Raw genomic sequence first — 23,664 nt, forward strand, 5'->3', positions numbered from 1 at the left:
CGCCGGGCGCGCTCATGTCGTGGGGCGGCCGACCGCGAGGAAGGCCTCCTGGCCCTTCGGGCGCCGCCGGTCGCGCCAGACGAGCGCCGCGGGCAAGATCAGCACGGCCGCGAAGAGGCACGCGAGCTCGCCGATGACCGCGGAGACGCCAAGGCTCCTCACCGCGTAGTTCTGCGAGCGGACCAGGGCGAGGTAGCCCAGCGTCGTCGTGAGGCTGCAGAGGATCACCGCGCCGCCCGTCTCGCGCACCGCGGTCAGCGCGCCGCCGGCGCCCTCCCGCGCGTACCGCTGCACGATGTTCACGGCGTAGTCGACGCCGATGCCGAACGTCAGCGGCAAGGCGATGAAGTTCAAGAAGTTGAGCTTCACGTTCATCAGCACGAGCAACCCCGCCATCCACGAGACGCCGACGAGCAGCGCGCCGAGCACCGCGAACGCCGGGCGGCCGCCGCGGAAGGCGACGAGCACGACGAGGACCGTCGCGGCCAGCGAGAACAGCACCGCCGGCGGCACGTCGTCGATGACCGCCGCCCACATGTCCGCGTAGATGACCGCGCGCCCCGAGCCGCGCACGACGCTGCCGTCGGGGAGCCGCGTCTCGCGGTACGCGTCCGCCCACCGGAAGAGGTAGTGCGCGTCGTGCACGCTCTCGGGCGTGATCGGGCTGATGTACACGATGCGCCCGCGCGTCCCGTCGGTCTCGGTGAAGGCGCGCGCCACGCCCGCCGGCAGATCGCCGATCCCGAACGGCGCGAGATCGTCCGGCGGGATGACCGCCTGGATGCGGCGCCAGTCCTCGTCGCCCACGAGGCCGCGCTTCCGCGCCCTGAGGACGCGATCCTTGATCTCCTGGAGCAGCGGGATCTTCGCCTCCTGATCCCGCGGGACCAGATCCTGGAGCGCGTAGATCTCCTTGAACGGCTTCGCGCCCTCGGGCGCCGCGTCGCGCCTCGCGTAGAGCGCAGCGCGGAGCGGCTCGACCTGCTCGGGCCGCTCCACGAGGATCGCCATGCCGTCGGTGCCGACGTAGCCGGTGATCTCCTCCGCGAGCGAGCTCAGGCGGATCTGCGCCGCGCGGGCCCCCTCGTCGTTGCGGAGGTTCTGGAGGTTGTACTCCATCGGATCGGCGCGCACGTAGCTCACCGTGGCGACGAGGCCGGCTGCGGCCAGGGCGAGGCCCGCGAGCGTGAGCGTGACCGGGCTCCGCGCCGCGAGCCGCGCGAACGGCGCGCCGAACGCGACGCCGCCCTGGGCGCGCCGCCGCAGCCTGCCGAGGAGGCCCGGCGACTCCTGCTCGAGGGGGACGATCCGGTCCATCACCGCGAGGATGCTCGGCAGCGCGACGAACGTGGCGACCCAGCAGAGCACCATGCCGGCGCTGCCGATGAGGCCGAAGTCGTGGAACCCGCGGAACTCGGTGACGAGCAGCGAGCCGTAGGCGGCCGCGGCCGCGCAGCCGGCCGTGAGCGTGGGCAGCCAGGTCTCGCGGTGGGCGACGCGCACGCCCTCGAGCAGGCTCGCGCCGCCGCGGCGCGCCTCGAGGTAGCGCGCCATGTAGATGATCCCGAAGTTGATGCCGTTGCCGGCGACGATCGAGAAGAGGAACCCGGTCGCCATGTTGAGGTGGCCGAGCGCGAGCTGGGTGGCGCCGAACGTCCAGGCGACGCCGATGCCGATCGTGATCAGCATGGCGACGAGCGTGCGCAGGCGCAGGTAGTAGAGGAACACGACGGCGGCGATGAGGACCGCGCCCGAGACGCCGACGTCGGTCAGGTCCTCGTTGATCGCCGCGTACTCGGCGATCCCGGTCTGCAGATCGCCGGCGAGGCCGTGGGTGATCCCCGCGTCGAACGAGGCGGGGCGCACGCGCTCGACGACCTCGCTCACGCGCCGGATCGCCTCGGAGCCGGCGGCGAAATCGCTGGCCATCACCTTCGAGCGGATGGCGACGACGACGGTCTTGCCGTCCTTCGACTGGTAGTAGCCGTCGGGGTAGCGCCCCGTGTCGACCCCCTGGAGGCCGAGGCTCTGCTCGATCGAGCTGGCGTTGATCTCGGGGGGCGGCTCGTCGTCGAGCAGCGCGCCCGTCGCCTTGCTGACCTCGTAGGTATAGCGCGCCTCGATGTCGTCCCGGAGCTTGGTGAGCCTGTCGCGCTCGACGTAGAGCCCGGCGCGCGGCGAGAGGAAGCGGTAGGCCTCGTGCACCCCGTCCTCGACGCTGCCGACCCACGGGGGGCCGATCTTCTCGATCTCCGGGACGAGCGCGTCCGCGGCCCGCTGGAGCGCGGCCGTGGGGGTGCCCTCGCCGCCCTGGAGCACGACGAAGAGCGTGGACACGCCGGCCGTCTTCGCCGCGACCCGGTCGAGCTCCTGCACGCTGGGCCGCGACGCCGGCAGCAGCGACTCGAACCCCGTCAGCACATGGAGCCGCGTCGCCAGGAAGAGGGCGATGACGGTGAGGATCCCGGTCACGAGCAGCGGCAGCGCCGGCCGCTTCACCTGGAGCTCGGCGAGGCGCGACGCGAGCCCGCCTCCGCGCGACGAGGGTGGCGGGAGCCGGGGAGAGCTCTCGCCGGAAGCTTCACGGGAGCTCTCAGGTGAAGGAGACGGGCGGGGCGCCGGAGGCGGTGGCATGTGCGGAGCGGACATGAGACGGTGTGTGAATCCGGGGCGGAAAGGGAGGTTGGAAGGGGCGTTGGAAACGCCGGTGGACCACGTTCTTAGGGAACGGGATCCCCGGAGGACAGCGGTCGCGTGCGGGCAGCGACGGCGCGCGGCCGAGGTCCAGGCGGCGGCGGAGGCGCGCGGGGCAGCGATAGCAAGAAATGGGGGGCGGCGCGACCGACGGTTGCCTGCGCTCGTTCATGTCACCATCGCATCCGAAGGCCGTTCTCTGGGATCTGGACGGGGAGCTGTTCGACTCCAGCGAGCTCCTTTTCATGGCCTGGCGCGAGGCGGTCGGGGCCGCGGGGGGCTCCGACGGCCACGCTGACCATGATGCGGTGTTCGGGATGCGCAACGACGATCTCGTGCGCTGACGGATCGGTCCCGAGGTCTCGGCGGCCGAGATCGCCCGCATCTCGGGGGAGAAAAAGCGGCACTTCCGGGAGCTCGTGGCGGAACCTCCGGGCGGCCGAGCAGGGCAGGTCCTACGTGCTCATGGGCGCACCCCTCGGGGATGCTCCCATAGGCGTTCACCAAGCTTCGCGCCGCGCTCTCCTACATCCGAACGTTTACGTGGTCGTTTACGTGAACGTGGTCGTTTACGTGAACGTGGTCGTTTACGTGAACGTGGTCGTGGTCGTGGTCGTTCACGGCCTACCGTCGACGACCACGACCACGACCACGACCACGACCACGACCACGACCACGACTACGTAAACGTCTACGTTGGTGGCCGATGATGGGGTGAATGGGGGGGCCGGGCTTCGTGCCCTGAGCGTGACCGAACGCGCTTGGTTAACGCCTATGCGGGGATGCTCTCACCTGCTCCCGGCGGCCATCGGAATGCTGCTACGTGCGCAACCCGGCCGGCGATGGATCGAGGCTTGTCTCGCCTCGGGAGCGCGATGAGCCCCTAGGGGCCGGGCGGGGTCGTGCCGGCATCCGCGGCCCCCGCGCGGCGAGGCTTCGCGACGCCGCCTGCGCCCCCGTCGCGGGGCGCGCCGGCGTCCGTCGCCTTGGCGCCCGCGTCGGCCGGCGTGGCGCCGGCGTCCACCGGCGCGGCGCCCGCGTCGGCGTCGGTGCCCGCGTCCGGCGGCGTCTGCTCGGGCACCGCGGGGGGCGCGGGCGGAGGGGGCGCAGGGGGGAGCTCGCTCTCCCAGCACTCCACCTTAGGGGGCGCCGCGAAGTGGACCGTGCGCGACGCGGCGTCGCCCTTCCGGGTGACGAGCTTGTCGGTCTTGTACACGGTCGCGTGGCCGCACGCGTACTCCGCGGTGTGCTTCGCCTCGCGCCCCACCACGTGGGTCCGAGGCGCGCGCTCGTTCTCGCACTGGGCCCACTCGATCTCGTACTCGGCGTCCTGGTCGGAGAGGAGGATGCGGCTCGGCGGATCGTCCTTGGACCGGCGCCCGGTGAGCGTCGTCCGGGTGATCGGCTCCTTGCCCTCGCGCACCGTCAGCGTGACGGGGAAGCGAAGGCTCCCGCGCATGTGGGCGCGCGAGGCGCCGACCTCGAAATCGGGGCAGATCGGCTCGCCCTCGATCGGGGACGGCGTGGGCGGGCCGCCGCACGCGGCGCTGGCGAGGATGCTGCCTAGGAAGAAGACGGCGAGGGGTCGGGCTCCGGGGCGGAGGTTCACGCCGGGATTACTCGTTTCCCCGGGTCCGCGCGTCAAGCGATCTTGGTCTTGCCCAGCTTCAGCACCCGATCGAAGTGCTCCTTCGAGACGGGCACCACGCTGAGCCGCGACCGCTTCAAGAGCGAGATCTCGGCCAGCGACTCGTCGCCGCGGATCGTGTCGAGGCTGACCTGCACCTTGAGCGGCGCGACCGGCTCGATGTCCACCACGCTCCAGTCCTCGTCGGCGTCGGCCGTCGGATCCGGGTACGCTTCGCGCTTGACGCGCGCCACGCCCGCGACCGCCTTGCCCTCGCTCGAGTGATAGAAGAGCACGAGATCCCCCTGCTTCATGCCCCGCATGTTGTTGCGGGCCTCGAAGTTCCGGACGCCGTCCCAGATCGTCTGGCCGTCGCGCACGAGCTGCGCGAACGAATATTTCTGAGGCTCGCTCTTCATCAGCCAGTAACGGCGAGACATGCACGATCTCCAGGGCAGGCGCGAGGGCGGCGCCGGCTTGGCCGTCGCGCTCTCATCCTCGACGGACAGCCCGTCGATTTGACCGGCTACCCTAGCACCGCCCGTTCAGTCGGTGATCACGATCTTGGCGCCGTCCGGCGTTCGTCGCGCGATCTCGTCAATCTCGTCGTCGTCGAGGGCGATGCAGCCGAGCGTCCAGTCGCTCTCCTTGTGCACGCCCGCGAGCTGCGCGCTGCCGACGCCGTGGATGCCGATGCTGTGCCCGACGCCGCGGCCCGGCGGGACCTCGCCGCGCCGCTTGAGCTCGGTGAAGCGCGCGCGGTCTTCGTCGTTCGGGTAGCTGACGATCAGGAACCGATGGAACAGGCCGTCGATGCGGCCCGCGACGCGGTACGTGCCGACGGGGGTGCGCTTGTCGCCCTCGTAGCGCTTCGGCCCCGGCCCGCCAGGCCCGAGGGCGACCCGGTAGGACCGGACGATCTTGCCGCCCGCGACGAGATCGAGCGTGTGTTCGCTCTTGTCGATCCGGATCTCGGTGACCGGCGGCGAGGCAGCGGCCCTCGGAGCGCGCCGCGCGGCCGTGGCGGGCGGCGTTCGCTGGGACGGCGCCGCACGAGGGGCACCGCCTGAGCCGGCCGTCAGGGAGGGGGCCGTGTGGGTGAGGGAAGCGGCGAGCAACGCCGCGGCAAGGACGAGAGGGGGCCTGAGGAGCATGCCCGACCGTCGGCGCCGCGCCGGAGAGTGTGACGCCCGGCCGGGGCCTGCAGTATTCTCGATCGGGCGCGTCACACTCCGCGGCCGCGGCGCGATGCAGGGTCGATGAGCACGCCGATGACCACCGAGGACCGCACCCCCGCGACGAACCCCCTGGCAGAGCCGGGGCTCCGCCGAGCCCTCGAGGATTTCGTGCGGCGGCGGGTCCCGAGCGGCGAGGTCGACGACGTGGTGCAAACCGTCCTCTGCGACGCGCTCGCTTCGCCGGGGCGCCCGGTCGACCCGACGGAGCTCCGGCGCTGGCTCCTCGGGATCGCGCGCCACAAGGTGGCCGACCATCACCGGCGCTCGGCGCGGGAGGCCGCGACGGAGCTGCCCGATCTGCCGGTCAGCCCGCCGCCCATCGAGGCGCGGGAGCTGGCGCGCTGGGCGGAAGAGCAGGCCTCCGCGAGCCGCGACGCCCGGCAGACGCTGTCGTGGATGGCCCGCGAAGGCGAAGGCGAGAAGCTCGAGAGCATCGCCGCCGAGGAGCAGGTGCCCGCCGCCCGGGTGCGGCAGCGCGTGTCGCGGATGCGGCGATGGATGCGGGAGCGCTGGATGGCCGAGCTCGCCGCGGTCGCGGCGCTGGCCATCCTCGCGATCCTCATCGCCCGGCTCCTCCGGTCGACGAGCGAAGCGCCGATGATCGCGCCGCTGCCCGAGCCGCAGCCGAGCGCGCCGCCCGACGGGCCTCCGCCGCCGGTCGCACCGCCTTCGCCGCTCGACGCGCTGGAGCGCGCGAGGTCGCTCCGGGCCGAGGCGCTGCGCGCGTGCGACGAGGCGGCCTTCCGCCGGTGCCTGGACCAGCTCGACGAGGCGGATCGGCTCGACCCGGCGGGCCGCGACGCGCCGGAGATCGCCGCGGCGCGCGAGCGCGCGCTCGAGGCGCTCCGCGCGCCGACGGAGAAGGCCCCGGCGCCGGGGCCCGTCCACGAGAAGCTCGACAAGAAGGACGAGAGCAACTCGCGCCCCGCGCCGAAGCCGCGCCCGAAGGTGGCGCCGCCGCCCGCACAGAAGCCCACCTCGTCGGTGCCCGCGGAGCAGATGCTCAAGGAACAGATGCTCAAGTCGAGGAAAGCAGCGCCGAAATCGAAGGCGGGCGGCGGGCTCGACGAGATGGATTTGCCGTCGGGGAAGCTCTAGCCGCTCGCGCCGAGGAGCAAACGACGCGCCGAGATCGCGCCGATCGCGGCGGCGCGCCGTCGCCTCCGGAGCGGGGGGCCGACGCGCTCTCGAGGGGGAGCGGGGCGCGCCGCCGTACGAATCCATCTCGCAGTTTCCGGCGTAGTCGTCTAAACACGCTGGCGCTCGGCGCCATCAACGACGCCAAGGAGAGGAGCCCAGGAGATGCGAACGACGAGATGGCTTGGAATGGCATTCGCAGTGTCGCTGCTCGCGGCGAACGCCGGCTGCGCGGTCGAGCCCCAGCAGCAGACCGCGAAGGCGCCGGCACCGCCGCCCGCGCCGCCGCCGCCTGCGCCGCCTGCGCCGCCCCCTGACGCGGACGCGGATGGGGTGCTCGACGATGGCACCGACAAGTGCGTCGCCGAGAAGGAAGACGGCCTGCCGCCCGACGCCAAGGACGGCTGCAAGTCGACCGACCCGGACGGAGACGGCTTCGTTGCCGACGCCGACAAGTGCCCGACCGAGGCCGAGGTCAAGAACGGCTACAAGGACGACGACGGTTGTCCTGACGTCCCGCCGGTCGCCGTGCTCGGCAACGAGGTGAAGCTCAACGAGAAGATCGCCTTTGTCGCCGGCAAGCCCGATATCGAGCCCGCCTCGCAGGGACTCCTCGCGAACATCGCGCAGGTCCTCAAGGACCATCCGCAGATCCAGTTCGTCGAGGTCGCGGCCTACTCCGAGAAGCTCGCCAACGACGCCGCCGCCGTGACGCTCACGAAGAAGCGCGCCGAGGCGGTGGTGAAGGCGCTCACCGCGCTCGGGGTCGAGAAGAACCGCGTGCGGGCCGCCGGCTACGGGGCGCACTGCGCGACCGATCCGGGCGAGACCGAGGAGGCGAAGGAGAAGAATCGCCGCGTCGAGATCAAGATCATGCGGCTCGACGGCAAGGACACCGGCGTCGAGCTCGCCTGCGCCGCGGCCGCCACCAAGGGCCTCAAGCCGGCCGGCGTGCCCGCGACCGCGCCGAAGGGCGCCGCGAAGGCCTCCGACGCGAAGCCGGTGGACCCGAAGGCCGCCGCCAAGCCCGCGGAGGCGAAGCCCGCCGCTGCGCCTGCCGCACCGGCGCCCGCCGCTGCGCCGCCGGCCGCTGCGCAGCCCGCCGCCGCGCCTGCCGCCGCCGCGCCCGCCGCTGCGAAGCCCGGGGACACGAAGCCGGCCGCTGCGAAGCCTGCGGACACGAAGCCGGCCGAGACGAAGCCTGCCAGCGTGAAGTAGGCGCGCGGCGCCGGGGGTGAAGGAGCTCCCGGCCCTGCGGCCATGATGGAACCGCCAAGGCGCCATCAGACGCCAAGAAAAACACAAGAATCATGGCGTCTTATGGCGTCTTGGCGTCTTGGCGGTTCAAGAGCCCCCACCTCCGCCGGAATGACCCCGGCGCCGGGCAGCGGGCAGGCTAGCGAGCCTGTCCGCGCGCGGCGGCGAGCAGGTTGGTGAGCGCCTCCAGCGCGGCCTGCCGGCGCTGCGGCTCGGGCAGCGCGCCCGGGCGCAGGCGCTGGATCTCGGCGCACAGCGCGGCGCGATCGCCGGCGAGAGCCTCGCCGCACGGCGCGGCGCGCGCGCCGTCTCCGGGGGCGTCGCGCGGCGCAGGCTCGCCGGAGAGCACGGCCGCGGCGGCCTCGATGAGGCGCGCCGTCGTCGCGGCGCTCTCGCTCTCACCCCGGAAGCGGCCGACGAAGTCGGGCTGCTTCGAGAGCCGCGAGAGGACGTCCCAGCGCTGCTCGCGCACGGCGAGCTCCGTCGCGAAGAGCACGACCTTCAGGTTGCGGCCGAGGTCGGGGAGGGCGCGCGTCTCGGCGTCGAGCGCCATGAGATCGTCGACGACGCTCGCGTCGAGCGCCGCGGCCGCGCAGCGCACCGCGACGCTGAGCAGATCCGCGCGCAGCGCGGGGCCGAGCGAGGGAGCGCGGCCGAGCGCGCGCGCTGCGGCGAGCACGACGGGGCCGCAGTGCCCCTCGCGGCGCTGCCGCGCCAGCATGACGCCGGCGTCGTAGAGCCGGCCGCTCTGCCGCAGCGCCTCCACGGCCGCCGAGAACGCGTCGGGGTCGTACGTCCCCCGCTCCGCCGCCGTGAGGAAGCCGTCGAGGCTGCGCAGGGCAGGGCACGCGGCCGCGCTGCCCGCGCGCCGGAGGTGCGGCAGCTTGCCGAGGACGTCGGCGATGCGCAGCGAGAGCGCGAGGGGGTAGGCGTCGCAGGCGGGCTCCTCGTAGCCGCCGAGCTCGACCCTGGCCTCGGTGCACGCGAGCGGTCTGGCGACCGCGGCGAGCGAGCGCGCGGTCCTCGCGACGAGCGGGTCGAGCCCAGGGACCGCGGCGAGGCCGGTCGGGAGCGGAGCGAGGAGCGCCGCGACCGCGGCGTCGTCCGCGTCCGGCGGCAGGAGGCCGCGGACGAGCGTCCAGAGGTCGCCCGCGAGGAAGGGGTGACCGGCCTCGGCCGCGAGCTGGGCGTCGATCGCGAGCAGCGCGCGGGCGTCCCGGCCCCAGGCGAGCGGCTGATCCGGGCGCAGCCCCCGCCGCCCGAACCGGAGGCCGAACGAGAGCGCGGCGATCGCCCGGCGCGCCGCGGCGGTGCCGCGCTCGGCGTCGCCCTCGAGGAAGTGGTAGGCGGCCGCGAGCGCGGCGGCGCTGACGTAGGCGCGCGCCGCGTCCTCGTCGCTCCGGGGCGAGCCCTCGGGCGCGAGCGCCGCGGTGAGGGAGCCCTCGGGCTCGCCGCGGGTGCGGAGGCCGAGGCCGAGCTGGAAGCTGTTCGCCCCTTCGAGGAGCCCGGCGCCGTACGAGACGTCGAAGCTGAGCGAGAAGACGCGGGTCGCGGTCTTCTCCTCGTAGCGGTAGGTCATGCGCGGCACGCGCAGGCCGCGGGCGTCGGCGGCGGCGAGGACGCTGTCGAGGGCGTCGCGCGCCTCGGCGCGCCGGCCGCCGGCGAAGTCGCGCACGGCGCCGACGAGGGCGAGCACGTCGCCCGTGTCGGCCGCCTGGCAGGCGTCGTCCGACGCCTTGCTCATGGCGCTTGCATAGGTCGACGGATCCGGGGCAATGCCGGCGCGGGCCTTCGCGATCTCGCCGAGGTACGAGAGCGCCCAGGCGACCCGGCTGCCGCTGTCGTTCGCGAGCGCGATGGCGTCCGGCGACGGCGGCCCACCCAGCACGGCGGCGCCGAGGAGCGAGGCGAGCAGCGCGAGGTCGGCCTGGTCGCGCAGCCCGAGGGCCGAGAACGCGCGGGCGTAGCCGACGAACAGGCCCCTGAGGTCGCCGCCGTCCCGCGCGGCGGGGAGCGACGCGAGCGCGTCGAGCAGCGCGCCGTCGGCGGGGCCTCGTCCGGCGCCGCCGCGCCGCGCCGGATCGTCGCGGAACGCCGCGGAGAGCCCGCGGAGCACCCGGCCGAGCGGGGCGCCGCTCCGCTCGGCGAAGCGCTCCGCGGTGGACGACTCGAGGAGCGCGCGGGCGAGCGCGTAGCCGCCGGTGAGCGCGTCGGCGAGGTCGCGGTCGACCCAGCCGGAGAGGCCTGCGGCGACGGTGGCCTCGGCGTCCGCGGTCGGGAGGGTGAAGCGCGGCGGAGCGACGCGCTCCGCCGCGCCGGCGGCGCGCGGCGCGCGTGCGGGCGCCGAGAGGAGATCGATCGCGTCGGAGAGGAGCGTCACGAGGAGCCGCGCCCGGCGCGCCCACGGGCCGTCGCCCTGCCTGTACCGAGGCGCGAGCAGGATCCGCCGGCGGACGTCGCCGAGCCGCGCGAGGGCGCGGCGGGCCTCGGGGCTCGGCCCGCGCCCGGCGGCGCAGGCGGCCCCGGCCGGCGGCGGCTTGCGCGAGCGCTCGGTGAGGAGCACGGCGAGGACGCCGTCGGCCAGCGCGGTGACGTCCTCGACGAGCTGGGGCGGCGGCGCCTCCGCGGCGTCGGCCGCGCCGGCGTCGGCATCGCGCGCCGCGAGCCCAGCGACGGCGCGCCGGAGCGCGTCGCGCGCCTGCCGGCGCTCCGGGGGGAACCTGGCTGCGTCGGTCGCCTGCGGATCCAGCCCGCCGGCGGCGCCGAGCGCGGCGTAGCGGGAGAGGCTCGCGGCGAGCGCCGCGAGGCCGGGGTAGGGCAGCGCCGGGGCGGACGCGAGCGCGCGCTCGATCTGCGCGGACGAGAACGCGAGATCCGGCGCCTGACCCGAGGCGAGCCGGTACAGCGCGTCGGCGGCATAGAGGCCGGCGACGCCCCAGCCGGCCTGCTCGGTGAGCTCGCCGCGGAGCTTGGCGGTGAGCGCGCCCTGCAGGGCGAGGAAGTGCGGGGGCTGCACCTCGGGCGGGTACGCCATGCCCGCGAAGACGCCGGCGAGCGCCGCGCCGAGGACGGCCTCCGGGTCGTGCGCCTCGGCCATGCGGCGCTGCACGGTGACCTGCGTGAGATCGACGATGGCGTCGCGGAGGGGCTCGTCGGCGAGCACCCCGGGGCTGTAGGCGAGGGGGATCAGCGCGAGCGCGCGGTAGCGGCGCGGCGCGGCCTCCGCGAGGGCGCGCAGCGCCGCGAGGTGCGCGAGCCCCAGCTCGGTGGCGCGCCGGTGGACGGCGCTGCCCGCCTGGCCTGCGGCGGGCGCGGGGCCGCGCTCGTGGAGCAGGCTGGGCGCGAGGGCCCACGTGGTGCTCGTCTGGTCGACGGCGCGGACGAGCGCCTCGTAGCGCGGCAGCCACGCGTCGAGCGGGAGCCGTCGTCCCGGCGCCGCCGCGGTGCTCGCGGGCGCAGCGCCAGGGTCGCCCGGGGCGAGGGCGCCGGCGAGCGCCGCGGCGAACACGAGGTCGCGCGGGCCTTCCATGGGGGGCGCGAGGTCCCGGCCGCAGCCGGGCGCCTTGCCGAGCAGGTCGTCGAGCGCGTCGCGCCGGTCCGCGGGGACGGCCCGCAGCACGGCCGCGCCGCGGGCGCGCCACGCCGCGCGGCCGTCGCGGGCCGTGCGCACGCGGAGGAGGTCGCCGTAAGGCATGTCGCCCGGCGCGGGCGGGGGGTCGAGCCGGGGGGCCGAGGACGCGAAGGGAGCGTCGTCCTCGGGCTCCTCGAGCGCGACGCCGGCGGTCGCGAGCAGCTGCAGCGCGTAGCGGCCGCGCAGGACCGGCTCGTCGTTCGGGTCGCGCCCCTTCACCGCGGCCGCGAGGGCGTCGGCCGCGGCCGCGGCCTCGACGTAGCGGAAGCGGCCGGCGGCGCCGAAGGCGCGGCGGACGAGCGTGGCGAGCGCGATGTCGTCCGCGACCCGCGAGAGCGACGCGTCGCCGCGCGCGATCGGCGCGAGGCCGGCCATGAACGGCGCGAGCGGATCGGCCGGAAAGAGCTGGACCGCGCCGTGGCGGGCGTGCGCGTGGACGAGGTGCTCGTACCCGAGGGCCTCACCGAGCGCGAGGAGCAGCGCGTCGGCGCCGAGGGCTCCGGGGGGCGGCAGCGGCGCGGAACGGAGCCATTTCGCCGCGTCCGCACGCGCTCGCGCCGTGGCGGAGGGCTCCGCGCCCGCCTCGACGATGACCGCGGCGCGGGGGCCGGTCCCGCCGCGCCGGTCGAGGTCGCGGAGCAAGAGCGCCCACGGGTCGTCGGCGTCGCGGAAGGCGCGGGCCGCGACATAGCCGAGGGCAAGCTCGCGCGGGGGCCGGCCCTCCGCGAGGGCCGAGGCGAGGGCGCGCTCGCACGCGTCGAGGTGCGCAGGATCGCACTGAGCGGCCTGCGGCGGCGTGGCGGCCGGGGAGGCCGCGCCCCCGCAGCCGGCGGCGAGCAGCGCGAGGAGCACCGCGGAGCAGAGCGGGAGAGCGCGCGGCGAGGAGGACACGCGATCGTGCAGCATGGCGCGCGCGCGACCTTACACGAAGACCGCGGCATGGCCGCGATCGTCTCGCGGACGGAGGAGCTCGGCCGCCCTGCACCCCGCCAGGTTGCGGTGTCCCCGAGGATCCGTTACCAGATCATTGTACCTCGACGCGACAGGGGCACCGCATGGCGATTTCTCCCGAGGACATCGTTCCGCTGAGCCAGGCGGAGGCCCGGCTCACGGAGCTCGCAGACGAGGTTCGCGCGGGTCACGAGAAGATCCTCACGCGGAACGGGGAGGGGTACATCGCCCTCGTCGACGCACGCAGGCTGGACCACTATCACCGCCTCGAACGCGAGCACATTCACCTCACGCTCCTGGAGGAGGTGGATCGGGGCCTCGACGATATCGAGGCCGGGCGCACGATGAGTGTGGAGGAGCTCCGCGCCAAGTACCGCCGATGAGCCGCCGCGCCACTGTTCGGGTCACCGAGAACTTCGAGCGGAACCTGGACGAGATCCGGCGGTTTCTGGAGGAGGCGGGGCTCTCTTCCGCTTTCGGCGATCTTCTGGATCTCGTCTTCGAGGACGTGATCCCGAGCCTGGAAGTCTCGCCCCTGCTCGGATTCGACTTCCTTGCGCGTGCGCCACAGTCCGCGGAGGTCGAGGCGCGGATCCTGGCGCTGAAGCGCCGCCTCGGCTCCGACTCGTCGCTGCGGGAGTACATCGCTGGTGAGTACCTGTTGCTCTACGCGCTCAGCGGTGAGCGGATCCATCTGCTGGCCATCAAGCACCATCGCCAGCTCTCGTTCGATTTGCAGGCGCTCTGGCGCCGGTGATCGCACACCGGTCGCCGACTTTCCTTGCTGTCGTCGATCGCTCGTGCCGTCTGGGACGCGTTCCGCGGAGCCTTGCCGTGCCTCGCGGGAGGGCGCGTATCTCCGGTGCGGCGCCCGGACCGGGCAACCCTGTCTTCCTGCCCCCGGAGCGCCATGCTACTTGCGCGATATGCAACGGGCTTCGGAGCGACGAGGTGCCGGCGGCGCGGGGGGCGGCGGGAGCGTCGGTTGCGGGGCGCGCGGCGCCGCCGCGGCGCTCGGGCTCGTGATCCTCGCGCTCTCGGCGTGCAGCGAGGGCGAAGGCGGGTATGCCGGGACGACCGCGCGCGTCGGCAAGGACACAGAGACGCTCTACATCAACAACGGCAGCGAGCCCGAGTACCTGGATCCAGGGAAATCCAACGACTCGGCGAGCTCCACGCTCGTGCAGCAGATGTTCGAGGGGCTGACGACCTACGGCGCCGGCGACCTCCGCCCGGTGCAGGGGGTCGCGACCCACTGGGAGCAGAGCGACGACAACCGGCTCTTCCGGTTCCACCTGCGGCCGGAGGCGCGCTGGTCGGACGGCAAGCCGGTGACGGCGCACGACTTCGAGTACGCGTGGAAGCGGGTGCTGCGCCCCTCCACGGCCTCGCTCGCCGCGACGAACCTCTACGTCCTGAAGAACGGCGAGCTGTTCAGCCTCGGCAAGCTCAAGGCGCTGCGGGAGGCCGCGCCCCTCCGCGCGGCCCCCCGGCCCGACGCGCCGTCCGCGCTCGATCTGCCGAAGGGGGCGTTCGTCGTGGTGCTGGCGCGCTCGCCGATCCAGGTGGACACAGCGATCGCGCCCCTCGCGGCGCTGCCGGAGGGCTCCGCCGCCGTGACGTTCGCGAAGGGCGACGCGAAGGGCGGCGCAGGCGATCGGCTCTCGTTCGGCGCAGCGGGAGGCGGCTCAGCAGGAGGCGGCGCGGCAGGGGGCGACGCGGCCGCTGGCGGCGCGGCGCCGCTCGGCTCGGCGCCCGGCGGCGGCTGGCAGGGCGCCGTCGTCGACATCGTCCGCGTGGGCCCGCCGTGCAAGTGCAACGGCGCCGCCGACCGGTGGTTCGAGATCGAGCGGGGCGGCGCGCGCGGCTTCCTCCCGGGCTGCGCGCTCGTCCCCCCCGCGGGCAACGGCAACCCGGGCAAGGAGAGCGCGGGCGGCGCGCCGCGGTCGGAGGCGTACGCCGTCGTCACGCCGCACACGAGCCTCCCCACGTACGAACCCGCGGCGCCGCCCTCCGGCAGCGCCGCGCAAGGCGACCCCCCCGTGGGCTTCGTGCCCGACGCGCTGCTCGTCGAGGACGACGGCGCTGTCGGCGTCCGGGCAACGGACGACCTGACGCTCGACGTGCAGCTGGAACAGCCCACGCCCTACTTCACCGATCTCACCAGCTACGTGACGCTCTTCCCCGTGCGCAAGGACGTGATCGAGGCGTTCGAGAAGCGCGGCGAGCCCGAGCTCTGGTTCCGCCCCGAGAACATCGTGGTCAACGGCCCTTACACGCTCGATGAGTGGAAGTTCCGTTACGAGATCACGATGAAGCGGAATCCGATGTACTGGAACCACGACAAGCTGAAGATCCACCGCGTCGTGTGGCTGGAGGTCGAGCTCTACAACGCCACGATGAACATCTACAAGGCGGGGGATCTCGACTACCTGGGCGACAACACCTCGCTGCCCGCCGAGCACATGGACTGGCTGTCGACCAAGCGGGATTTCCAGCGGTACCCGTACCTCTCCATCTACTGGTTCGAGTTCAACACGAAGAAGCCGCCGGTCGACGACGCCCGCGTCCGCTGGGCGCTCAACCTCGCGGTCGACAAGCGGCAGATCGTCGAGAAGGTCACGCGGGCGGGGCAGATGCCGGCCACGCACTACGTCCCGGACTACACAGGATCGGGCTATGACGAGGCGGTCGCCGAGGACAGGAAGCTCGGGGTCGATCCGTTCTCGTCGCCGGACGTCTCGTTCAACCCCGAGCGCGCCCGCGCGATGCTCGCCGAGGCGGGGTACGAGGTCGTCCGGGAGGGCGACGGGTACCGGGCGAAGAGCTTCCCGGCGCTCGAGCTCCTCTACAACACGAGCGAGGGCCACAAGCAGATCGCTGTCGCGGTCCAGGACATGTGGAAGCGTCACCTCGGCATCTCGGTCACGCTGCGGAACGAGGAGTGGAAGGTGATGCTCAAGAACGTGCGCGACGGTCACTACCAGGTCGTGCGGTTCGGCTGGATCGGCGAGTACAACCACCCGGCGACGTGGCTCGGCACGCTGCTCTCGTACAGCCCGCAGAACCGGACCGGATGGGCCGACCAGGAGTTCGACGATCTGATGCGCGCCGCCGCGGCGACGGCCGATCCGAAGGAGAGCATCCGCGCGTTCCGCAAGGCGGAGAAGCGGGCCCTCGACGGCATGCCCAAGCTGCCGCTCTACTTCTACACGAAGTCGACGCTGGTGAAGCCGTGGGTCAAGGGGTTCAAGGGCAACTCGCGCGGCCTTCAGCTCGTCAAGTGGCTGTGGAACGACCCGAGCTGGCGCGACAACCCGTCGAACGAGACCGCGTCTCCGGAGCTCGAGTTCCCGACGCCGGGGCGGCTCGGCGCGCCCTGACGTGGACTGACGTGGCGGACGTGCCCTGACGTGACTGCGGCGCCGGGCCGGCCGCGCCCTGAGGTCCCCGTTGACGCGGCGGCCTGTGCCGTGGCCTCATCGACGCGAGCGCGGTACAGACCCTCTCGGGAGAACGACATGAGCAAGACGATCCTGGTCACCGGAGGCGCGGGCTACATCGGCTCGCACACCTGCGTGGAGCTCCTCCACGCGGGCTACCGGGTGGTGATCCTCGACAACCTCTGCAACAGCCGCAAGGCGGCGGTGGAGCGGGTGGAGCGGATCGCCGGGAAGCCGGTGACATTCATCCAGGGCGACATCCGCGACGCGGCGCTCCTGGATCGGCTGCTCACCGAGCACCCGATCGACGCGACGATCCACTTCGCGGGGCTGAAGGCCGTCGGCGAGTCGGTCGAGAAGCCGCTCTCGTACTACGAGAACAACGTCGCGGGGACCGTGTGCCTGCTCAAGGCGCTCGACGCGCGGGGCGCGCGAAAGCTGGTGTTCAGCTCGTCCGCCACCGTCTACGGCGATCCCGAGCGCGTGCCGCTCGACGAGGGGAGCCGGCTCGGGCCGACCAACCCCTACGGGCAGTCCAAGTTCATGGTGGAGCAGATCCTCCGCGACGTGGCGGCCACCGGGGGCTGGTCGCTCGGGTCGCTGCGCTACTTCAACCCCGTGGGCGCCCACGAGAGCGGGCTCATCGGGGAGGATCCGAACGGGATCCCGAACAACCTCACGCCGTTCATCACCCAGGTCCTCGTGGGGCGGCGCGACAAGCTCCGGGTGTTCGGGGGCGACTGGCCGACGCCGGACGGCACCGGCGTGCGCGACTACATCCACGTGGTCGACCTCGCGCTCGGGCACCTCGCCGCCCTGAACCGCATCTTCACCGTCGGCGATAGCTTCACCGTCAACCTCGGCACCGGGCGGGGACACTCCGTGCTGGAGATGGTCGCCGCGTTCGAGAAGGTCAGCGGGAGGCGCGTCGCCCACGAGATCGTGGCGCGCCGCCCCGGGGACGTTGCCTCGGTGTACGCGGATCCGGCGCGCGCGGTGAAGCTCCTCGGCTGGCGCGCGGAGCGAGATCTCGAGACCATGTGCCGCGACAGCTGGCGCTGGCAGGAGCAGAACCCGAAGGGGTTCGCCGATTAGGGCCGCGGATCTATCCCTTGTGCCCTCGCGCCGCTGCGGCGCGCTGCTGCTCGCAGCCCTCTCGTGCCCGCTCGCGGCCTGCGCGGGCGAGGCCGAGGGCTACGTCGGGACGACGGCGCGCGTCGGCAAGGACGTCACGACCTTCTACGTCAACAACGCCGACGAGCCGGAGTACCTCGATCCCGGCAAGGCCGCCGACACGGTGAGCATGACGCTGCTCCACCAGATGTTCGAGGGGCTGACCAGCTACGCGCCTGGCGATCTCCACGCGGCGCAGGGGGTCGCGACGCGCTGGGAGCGCAGCGACGACAACCGGTTCTTCCGGTTCCACCTGCGGCCGGAGGCGCGCTGGTCCGACGGCAAACCGGTGACGGCGCACGACTTCGAGTACGCGTGGAAGCGGGTGCTGCGCCCCTCCACGGCCTCGCTCGCCGCGACGAACCTGCACGTCCTGAAGAACGGCGAGCTGTTCAACCTGGGCAAGCTGAAGGCGCTGCGCGAGGACGCGACGCTGCGCCGCGCGCCTCGGCCCGACGCGCCGCCCGCGCTGTCGTTGCCGCGGGGCGCGTTCGTCGTCGTGCTCGGCCAGTCGCCCGCCCGGGTGACGTCGGCGGTGGCGCCCCTCGCGGCGCCGCCTCCCGGGGTGACCTCGGTGACGTACGCCGAGCCCGACGAGGCGACCGGCGTTGGCGAGCGGCTCTCGTTCGACGCGGCCGGCGCGGCCCCGCCGCCCGCGCCGCGCGACGCCACCCCTGGCGGCGGGTGGCGGGGCGCCGAGGTCGCCCTCCTCGCGGCCGGTCCGCCGGTCGCTTGCAACGGCGCGGCCGACCGCTGGTTCGAGATCGAGGGGCCAGCGGGCCGCGGCTTCCTCCCGGGCTGCCTGCTCGCCCCCGTGGACGCCGCCGCCTACGCGCTGGTCGCGCCCCACGCGGATCTCCCCACGTACGACCCCGCCGCGCCTCGGCGCGACGCGCCTCCTTCCGGCTCCGGCGGGGCGACCGGCTTCGTCGCCTCGTCGTCGCTCGTGGAGGACGACGCCGCCGTGGGCGTGCGGGCCCGCGACGACCTGACCCTCGACGTCGAGCTCGAGAAGCCGACCCCGTACTTCACCGATCTCACGAGCTTCGTCACCCTGTTCCCGGTGCGCCGCGACGTCGTCGAGCCGTTCGAGGCGCGCGGCGAGCCGGAGCTCTGGTTTCGCCCCGAGAACATCGTGGTCAACGGGCCTTATCGGCTCGACGAGTGGAAGTTCCGGTACGAGATCACGATGGACCGGAACCCTTTGTACTGGGGCCATGACGCGCTCCGGATCCACCGGATCGTCTGGATGGAGATCGCCCAGTACAACGCCACCCTGCAGCTCTACAAGGCGGGGGACATCGACTACCTGGGAGACAACTGCGAGCTCCCTTATGACCACCTCGGCTGGCTGTCCGGGAAGAAGGATCTCCGGCGCACCGAGTTCCTCTCCACGGTGTATTACGAGCTCAACACGAGGAAGCCGCCGGTCGACGATCCGCGCGTCCGGTGGGCGCTGAACCTCGCGATCGACAAGCGGGAGCTCGTCGAGAAGATCACGCGGCTCGGGAAGCCGGCGACCCACTACGTGCCCGACATCACCGGATCTGGCTATGCCGAGCAGGCGGCGGAGGACAGGGCGCGCGGCGCGGATCCGTTCTCGAGCCCCGAGGTCGGCCACGACCCGGCGCGCGCCCGCGCGCTGCTCGCCGAGGCGGGGTACGAGGTCGTCCGCGAGGGAGACGAGCTGCGGGCGAAGGGGTTTCCGCCGCTCGAGATCCTCTACAACACGGGGGAGGGGCACGCGCAGGTCGCCGTGGCCATCCAGGACATGTGGAAGCGCCACCTCGGGGTCTCCGCGGCGCTGCGGAGCGAGGAGTGGCGCGTGATGCTCAAGGACCTCCGTGACGGCAACTTCCAGGTGATCCGGCTGGGCTGGCTGGCCGACTACAACCATCCGCAGACGTGGCTCGGGACGTTCCTGTCCCAGAGCCCCCAGAACCGGAGCGGCTGGGCGGACGCGGAGTTCGACAAGGCGGTCGCCGAGGCGGCCGCGACGGCCGATCTCGGGGAGAGCATCCGGCGCTTCCGGGCGGCCGAGCGGCGGGCGCTCGACGGGATGTGCAGGATACCGCTCTACTTCGAGGAGAAGCCGACCCTGGTGAAGCCGTGGGTGAGGGGGTACATCCCCAACGCGCGGAACACGCAGCTCATCAAATGGCTCTGGATCGACCCGGACTGGCAGAAGGGGCCGGCCGGAGAGCCGCCGCCCGTGCTGGAGCTGCCGCCGCCGGGGCGGCTGGGCGGGGGGCAGTGAGCGATCCCGGCGCGCCCCCCTTGAAGTAGCGGCGGGCCGGGCGCTCAGCGCTCCAGCAGCTCTGCCACCGAGTCGAGCACCCGCCGGTCCGAGAGCATCCAGCGGTGCAGCGCGACCGGCACGGCGCGCGTTGTGCGGGCGCCGGGGAGCTCGCTGGAGCGGGCGGGGACGATCATCACGTCGAAAGGCGTGTAGAGCACGTGCACCTCGACCGGGCCCCAGGGATCCGGGTCCGCAGCGAGGTCGCGCAGAAGAGGGCTGCCCGGGCGCATCTGCTGCACGCCCTCGTGGGGCAGCCACATGGCGTTGAGCGTGCCGCGGTGCGGGCCCGAGATGGAGACGAAGCGCCGGACGCGCGCGCGGCCGCGGCCGCGCTGGATGTAAAAGCGTGTCACAAGGGCGCCCATGCTGAAGCCGACCACGTCCACCGCCCCGCAGGGCGCCCCGGCGAGCGTGGACTCCACGGCGGCGTCGAGCTGGGCGGCGAGGCGCTCGATGGACGCACGGCCGTCGTTGGGGACGAGATCGAAGGCGCGGGCGCGATCGACGCCGCGAGCCGCAAGCCCGGCGCGCAGGCAGTCGATGCGCGCCGCCGAATCCCAGATGCCGTGCACCAGCAGGACGGGCGGCTTGCTCATGTCGTCGAGGAGTACGGCGCGGGCGGGCGCCGTCAAGGCCGCGCGACCGCAGAAGCGCGCGTAACTCGGCGTAGCCTGCGGGCGGTGCGGGTCGAAATGACAGGATCCAGACCCGGGACGCCCTTCGCGGCGCCAGCCGATTCGCCTGCTTCGGCGGGCGCCAGGTCAACAAGGGAAGGACCCACCGAGACGGCATCTCGGCGGTTCACGGGCGATCGTGGCGACGACGGCCAGGCCCGGGTAGATTCGCGCGATGCACCTCACCGACGCCTCGATCGGCGCGACTCACGTGCTCCTCTCCGGCGCCCGCGCCGCGATCGAGATCCGCTGTCCAGGCCCCGGCGTCCTGCGTGTGCGCCACGCCCCCTCGTCCGCCGTGACGAGCTTCACGCACCCCGAGCTGCCTCCCAAGCGCTCCTTCGCTGTGGTGGCCGAAGGCGCGTTGCCGCTCTCCGCCCGTCGCGAGGGCGACGCGCTCCACGTGAGCGCCGACGACGTCTCTCTCGAGGTATCGCTCACCTCGGGCACATGGATCTTCAGCGACGGACAGGGCCGCATCCAGGCGCGGTGCGAGGCGGTCTCCGGAGAGGTCCGGCCGGCGTTCCCCGTGGACGAGCTCCGCTCCCGGCTCTCGCTCGCGGCGCCGCCGGGCGAGGCCTACCTCGGGTTCGGCGAGAAGGTCGGCCCGCTCGACAAGCGCGGCCTGCGATTCACCTTCTGGAACACCGATGCTTTTCCGCCGCACGTGGAGTCCGACCCGCTCTACGCCTCGATTCCTTTCTTCATCGCCCTCCGCGGCGGGGTGGCCTGGGGCCTCTTCCTCGACGAGCCGTGGCGCTCGGAGGTCGATATCGCCCTCGACGATCCCACGCGCATCGAATGGGAGTCGCGGGGCCCCGAGCTCGACGTCTACCTCCTGGCCGGCCCGCACCCGGCCGACGTCCTGAGGCGCTACGCCGCGCTCACCGGGCGCCCGGCCATGCCGCCCCTCTGGAGCCTCGGGGCGCACCAGTCGCGCTGGGGCTACGAGACCGAGGACGACGTGCGCGGCGTCGTCCGCGGCTACCGATCGCGCGGCCTCCCGCTCGACGTTGTTCACCTCGATATCGATTACATGGATGCTTATCGGGTCTGGACCTGGGACCGCTCTCGCTTCCCCGACCCGGCGCGGCTCGCGCGCGAGCTCGCGGCCGAGGGCGTCAGGCTGGTGACGATCGTCGATCCGGGGATCAAGGCCGATGAGGGATATGCCGTCTACGAGGAGGCGAGAGAGAGAGACTACCTCGTCCGGCTGCCTCGCGGCGGCCCCCTCGTGGGAGAGGTCTGGCCCGACCCGGCGGTCTTCCCGGATCTCACACGCGAGGAGGTGCAGCGCTGGTGGGGCGATCTGCAGAAGCCCTTCGTCGACGCGGGCATCGCCGGCATCTGGAACGACATGAACGAGCCTGCGTGCTTCTCCGTCCGCCCGGACAGGGGCCTGCCGGCGCCGAGCGGCGGGCGCACCGCGGGCCTCGGCCCCATCGAGGGCAGCACGCTCCCCGACGACGCGCGCCACGGCGCCCGGCGCCACCTCGAGGTCCACAACGTCTACGGACTCGGCATGTCGCGCGCCGCCCACGAGGGCCTCGCGCGCCACGCGCCGGGGCGGCGCCCCTTCGTGCTGACGCGCGCCGCCTTCGCCGGCATCCAGCGCTACGCCGCTGTGTGGACGGGCGATTTCGCCAGCAACTTCACGCACCTGGAGGCGTCCATCCCGATGCTGATCGGCCTCGGCCTCTCGGGCGTGCCGTTCGTGGGCGCGGACATCCCGGGCTTCACGGGGCGCGCGAACGGCGAGCTGCTCGTGCGCTGGATGCAGGCGGGGCTGTTCTATCCGCTGATGCGCAACCACGCGGCGAGGGGCAGGCCGGCGCAGGAGCCCTGGCGCTTCGGCGAGCCGTACCTCGGCCTCGCGCGCGCGGCGCTCGAGCGGCGCTACCGGCTCCTGCCGACCCTGTACACGCTCATGCACGAGGCGGCGGAGACGGGGATACCCGTCCTGCGGCCGCTGTCCTTCGCGGCGCCGGACGACCCCGAGGCGCTCCACGCCTCCGATCAGCTCCTGTTCGGCGGCGATCTGCTCGTGGCGCCCGTGGTGCGGCCAGGGCAGTCGAAGCGGCTGGCGTACCTGCCCGCCGGCGCATGGATGGATTTCGCCAACCTGGAGCGCGCGGGGAGCGTGGATCAGGGCGGGCGCCACGTGATCGCCGATGCGCCGCTCGGCGTGGTCCCCGTGTGGCTGCGCGCCGGAGGCGCGGTGGCGCTCACCGCGCCTCGGATGCACACGACGAGCGCCAGCTGGGAGGAGATCACGTGGCACGTCCACGCGGCGGAGCGCGTGAGCGGCCGCCTAGTCGAGGACGAGGGCGACGGCCACGGCGCGTCGCGCGTCACGCGGCTCGAGGGCGGCCTCGACGGCGCCGCGTTCGCGCTCGAGCGCAGCGCGACGGGCGATCTGCCGCTGGCGCGCGAGGTGGAGGTTATCCGCGTCCACGGCGTGCCGGCGCCGCGCTCCGTGGTCGGGGCCAGGTCGCACCGCGCGATCGACGGGGGCGTCGAGATCGAGGTCGCGGCCGACTGGCAGCGGATCGAGCTCCAGCTGTCCTGATCGCGGCAGCGCCGCGCGCCGGGGCGGTCAGCGGTGCTTCATCACCCAGTCGATCGCCAGCCGCACCCGCGTGGAGAGCAGCCGCCGTGACGGGTACACAGCGAAGAGCTCGCGGGGCTCGACGGTGCGCCCCGTGACCGTGAGCTCGACGAGCGCCTTGCCCTGCTGCTCGATCACCTCGCGGGGGGCGCAGACCACGCCGAGCCCCTGCGCCGCGGCCGTGATCGCCACCCGCGGGTCGTTCACGCAGAGCTTCGCGCGCGGCCGGACCTCCTCGATGGAGCCGTCCCGCCGGCGAAGGCGCCACGCAGCGCCCGGGTGGCTCAGGACCGCGGGCACGGACCCGAGCGACGCGCGCGCGAGCCGCGAACGGCCCTCGAGCGCGTCCTGCACGAGGCGCGGCGACGCGGCCAGCGCGTACGGGAGCGACCACATCCGCCGCGCCACGAGGTCGGCGTCCTGAACGGGCCCGGCGCGGAAGGCGAGGTCGATGCCCTCCTCGACAAGGGGGACGACCGCGTTCGTGAGCGTGAGCTCCAGCGACAGGCGCGGGTGCCGGGCGGCGAAGGAGAACAACGCCGGCGCGATCCGCTGCGCGCCCGTCATCACGGGCGCCGTCACCCGGAGCCTGCCCGCGGGCTCGTCCTCCCGATCCGCGGCCCTGTCGAGCACCGAGCCGAGCTCGTCGAGCAGGGGCCCGGCGCGCTCGATCAGCCGCGCGCCCTCGCCGGTGAGGCCGACGCGGCGGGAGGTGCGCTGGAGCAGCCGCACCCCGAGCGCCTCCTCCAGCTGCGCCACCCGGCGGCTCACGGTGCTCGTGGGCACCCCCATGCGCCGCGCGGCCTCCACGAAGCTCAGGTGGTGAGCGACGGCCGCGAAGAGCCGCACGTCCTCGAGGGAGATCATCCCGCTCATGGGATGGAGCATGCCACAACATCCCATGGTTTGCCCGAGGCGCGCGCGCTACCCCT

The 23,664-nt window shown here is 73.5% G+C and carries 17 protein-coding genes; 10 read left to right on the forward strand and 7 right to left on the reverse strand.

Annotation, left to right across the window (positions count from 1 at the left end; genetic code table 11):
• Positions 1 to 12 precede the first annotated feature (12 nt).
• Positions 13 to 2,499 carry an efflux RND transporter permease subunit gene (locus tag POL72_RS28230; RefSeq protein WP_272098920.1) on the reverse strand — a complete coding sequence of 829 codons (2,487 nt, stop codon included), beginning with the start codon at positions 2,497 to 2,499 and terminating at the stop codon, positions 13 to 15.
• Between the two features lie 365 nt (positions 2,500 to 2,864).
• Between POL72_RS28230 and POL72_RS28235 the strand changes: the two genes are divergently transcribed.
• Together POL72_RS28235 and POL72_RS28240 are read left to right on the forward strand one after the other, a co-directional pair.
• Positions 2,865 to 3,038: an HAD family hydrolase gene (locus POL72_RS28235; RefSeq protein WP_272098921.1), complete on the forward strand. Its 174-nt coding sequence runs from the start codon at positions 2,865 to 2,867 to the stop codon at positions 3,036 to 3,038.
• A gap of 199 nt (positions 3,039 to 3,237) precedes the next feature.
• Positions 3,238 to 3,381 carry a hypothetical protein gene (locus POL72_RS28240; RefSeq protein WP_272098922.1) on the forward strand — a complete coding sequence of 48 codons (144 nt, stop codon included), beginning with the start codon at positions 3,238 to 3,240 and terminating at the stop codon, positions 3,379 to 3,381.
• 196 nt (positions 3,382 to 3,577) lie between these two features.
• Here POL72_RS28240 and POL72_RS28245 read toward each other — a convergent pair whose 3' ends face one another.
• The 3 genes from POL72_RS28245 to POL72_RS28255 all read right to left on the reverse strand — a co-directional run bounded on the left by POL72_RS28245 (position 3,578) and on the right by POL72_RS28255 (position 5,475).
• Positions 3,578 to 4,303, reverse strand: a complete 726-nt coding sequence (locus POL72_RS28245; RefSeq protein WP_272098924.1) for a hypothetical protein — start codon at positions 4,301 to 4,303, stop codon at positions 3,578 to 3,580.
• Between the two features lie 32 nt (positions 4,304 to 4,335).
• Positions 4,336 to 4,761 (reverse strand): EVE domain-containing protein, encoded by a 426-nt coding sequence (locus tag POL72_RS28250; RefSeq protein ID WP_272098926.1) that lies wholly within the window; start codon positions 4,759 to 4,761, stop codon positions 4,336 to 4,338.
• Between the two features lie 105 nt (positions 4,762 to 4,866).
• Positions 4,867 to 5,475, reverse strand: coding sequence for a L,D-transpeptidase family protein (locus POL72_RS28255; protein WP_272098928.1), 609 nt, complete (start codon positions 5,473 to 5,475; stop codon positions 4,867 to 4,869).
• A gap of 105 nt (positions 5,476 to 5,580) precedes the next feature.
• On the opposite strand from POL72_RS28255, the gene POL72_RS28260 reads away from it, so the two are divergent.
• Together POL72_RS28260 and POL72_RS28265 are read left to right on the forward strand one after the other, a co-directional pair.
• Positions 5,581 to 6,657 carry an RNA polymerase sigma factor gene (locus POL72_RS28260; RefSeq protein ID WP_272098929.1) on the forward strand — a complete coding sequence of 359 codons (1,077 nt, stop codon included), beginning with the start codon at positions 5,581 to 5,583 and terminating at the stop codon, positions 6,655 to 6,657.
• A 228-nt stretch (positions 6,658 to 6,885) separates the two neighbouring features.
• Positions 6,886 to 7,914, forward strand: coding sequence for an OmpA family protein (locus tag POL72_RS28265; RefSeq protein WP_272098931.1), 1,029 nt, complete (start codon positions 6,886 to 6,888; stop codon positions 7,912 to 7,914).
• 178 nt (positions 7,915 to 8,092) lie between these two features.
• Here the strand turns inward: POL72_RS28265 and POL72_RS28270 are convergent, their stop codons facing one another.
• Entirely contained in the window at positions 8,093 to 12,490 is a 4,398-nt protein-coding gene (locus tag POL72_RS28270; protein ID WP_272098933.1) for a hypothetical protein, read from the reverse strand.
• 149 nt (positions 12,491 to 12,639) lie between these two features.
• On the opposite strand from POL72_RS28270, the gene POL72_RS28275 reads away from it, so the two are divergent.
• The 5 genes from POL72_RS28275 to POL72_RS28295 all read left to right on the forward strand — a co-directional run bounded on the left by POL72_RS28275 (position 12,640) and on the right by POL72_RS28295 (position 19,408).
• Positions 12,640 to 12,918, forward strand: coding sequence for a type II toxin-antitoxin system prevent-host-death family antitoxin (locus tag POL72_RS28275; RefSeq protein ID WP_272098934.1), 279 nt, complete (start codon positions 12,640 to 12,642; stop codon positions 12,916 to 12,918).
• Complete coding sequence (locus POL72_RS28280) at positions 12,915 to 13,292, forward strand: type II toxin-antitoxin system RelE/ParE family toxin (protein WP_272098936.1); 378 nt, start codon at positions 12,915 to 12,917, stop codon at positions 13,290 to 13,292. Before POL72_RS28275 ends, POL72_RS28280 begins: the two co-directional genes overlap by 4 nt.
• 169 nt (positions 13,293 to 13,461) lie before the next feature.
• Entirely contained in the window at positions 13,462 to 15,918 is a 2,457-nt protein-coding gene (locus tag POL72_RS28285) for an ABC transporter substrate-binding protein (protein ID WP_272098938.1), read from the forward strand.
• A gap of 138 nt (positions 15,919 to 16,056) precedes the next feature.
• The gene (galE, locus tag POL72_RS28290; protein ID WP_272098940.1) at positions 16,057 to 17,073 is read left to right on the forward strand and encodes a UDP-glucose 4-epimerase GalE; all 1,017 of its coding nucleotides are present in this window, start codon (positions 16,057 to 16,059) and stop codon (positions 17,071 to 17,073) included.
• A 19-nt stretch (positions 17,074 to 17,092) separates the two neighbouring features.
• Positions 17,093 to 19,408, forward strand: coding sequence for a peptide ABC transporter substrate-binding protein (locus POL72_RS28295; RefSeq protein WP_272098941.1), 2,316 nt, complete (start codon positions 17,093 to 17,095; stop codon positions 19,406 to 19,408).
• Between the two features lie 44 nt (positions 19,409 to 19,452).
• Here POL72_RS28295 and POL72_RS28300 read toward each other — a convergent pair whose 3' ends face one another.
• Positions 19,453 to 20,046, reverse strand: a complete 594-nt coding sequence (locus POL72_RS28300; RefSeq protein WP_272098943.1) for an esterase/lipase family protein — start codon at positions 20,044 to 20,046, stop codon at positions 19,453 to 19,455.
• Positions 20,047 to 20,299: 253 nt separating this feature from the next.
• On the opposite strand from POL72_RS28300, the gene POL72_RS28305 reads away from it, so the two are divergent.
• Positions 20,300 to 22,693 (forward strand): glycoside hydrolase family 31 protein, encoded by a 2,394-nt coding sequence (locus POL72_RS28305; protein ID WP_272098945.1) that lies wholly within the window; start codon positions 20,300 to 20,302, stop codon positions 22,691 to 22,693.
• Between the two features lie 27 nt (positions 22,694 to 22,720).
• Here the strand turns inward: POL72_RS28305 and POL72_RS28310 are convergent, their stop codons facing one another.
• Positions 22,721 to 23,620, reverse strand: coding sequence for a LysR family transcriptional regulator (locus POL72_RS28310; RefSeq protein ID WP_272098946.1), 900 nt, complete (start codon positions 23,618 to 23,620; stop codon positions 22,721 to 22,723).
• Positions 23,621 to 23,664: the final 44 nt, after the last annotated feature.

The organism is Sorangium aterium, from assembly GCF_028368935.1.
Taxonomy (GTDB): Bacteria; Myxococcota_A; Polyangia; order Polyangiales; family Polyangiaceae; genus Sorangium; species Sorangium atrum.

Excerpts from the sequence above, each read along its gene's own strand:
- POL72_RS28235 (WP_272098921.1), top strand. The coding sequence starts at position 2,865 with ATGTCACCATCGCATCCGAAGGCCGTTCTCTGGGATCTGGACGGGGAG.
- POL72_RS28250 (WP_272098926.1), bottom strand. The coding sequence starts at position 4,761 with ATGTCTCGCCGTTACTGGCTGATGAAGAGCGAGCCTCAGAAATATTCG.
- POL72_RS28255 (WP_272098928.1), bottom strand. The coding sequence starts at position 5,475 with ATGCTCCTCAGGCCCCCTCTCGTCCTTGCCGCGGCGTTGCTCGCCGCT.
- POL72_RS28260 (WP_272098929.1), top strand. The coding sequence starts at position 5,581 with ATGAGCACGCCGATGACCACCGAGGACCGCACCCCCGCGACGAACCCC.
- POL72_RS28265 (WP_272098931.1), top strand. The coding sequence starts at position 6,886 with ATGGCATTCGCAGTGTCGCTGCTCGCGGCGAACGCCGGCTGCGCGGTC.
- POL72_RS28270 (WP_272098933.1), bottom strand. The coding sequence starts at position 12,490 with ATGCTGCACGATCGCGTGTCCTCCTCGCCGCGCGCTCTCCCGCTCTGC.
- POL72_RS28275 (WP_272098934.1), top strand. The coding sequence starts at position 12,640 with ATGGCGATTTCTCCCGAGGACATCGTTCCGCTGAGCCAGGCGGAGGCC.
- POL72_RS28280 (WP_272098936.1), top strand. The coding sequence starts at position 12,915 with ATGAGCCGCCGCGCCACTGTTCGGGTCACCGAGAACTTCGAGCGGAAC.
- POL72_RS28285 (WP_272098938.1), top strand. The coding sequence starts at position 13,462 with ATGCAACGGGCTTCGGAGCGACGAGGTGCCGGCGGCGCGGGGGGCGGC.
- galE (WP_272098940.1), top strand. The coding sequence starts at position 16,057 with ATGAGCAAGACGATCCTGGTCACCGGAGGCGCGGGCTACATCGGCTCG.
- POL72_RS28300 (WP_272098943.1), bottom strand. The coding sequence starts at position 20,046 with ATGAGCAAGCCGCCCGTCCTGCTGGTGCACGGCATCTGGGATTCGGCG.
- POL72_RS28305 (WP_272098945.1), top strand. The coding sequence starts at position 20,300 with ATGCACCTCACCGACGCCTCGATCGGCGCGACTCACGTGCTCCTCTCC.
- POL72_RS28310 (WP_272098946.1), bottom strand. The coding sequence starts at position 23,620 with ATGCTCCATCCCATGAGCGGGATGATCTCCCTCGAGGACGTGCGGCTC.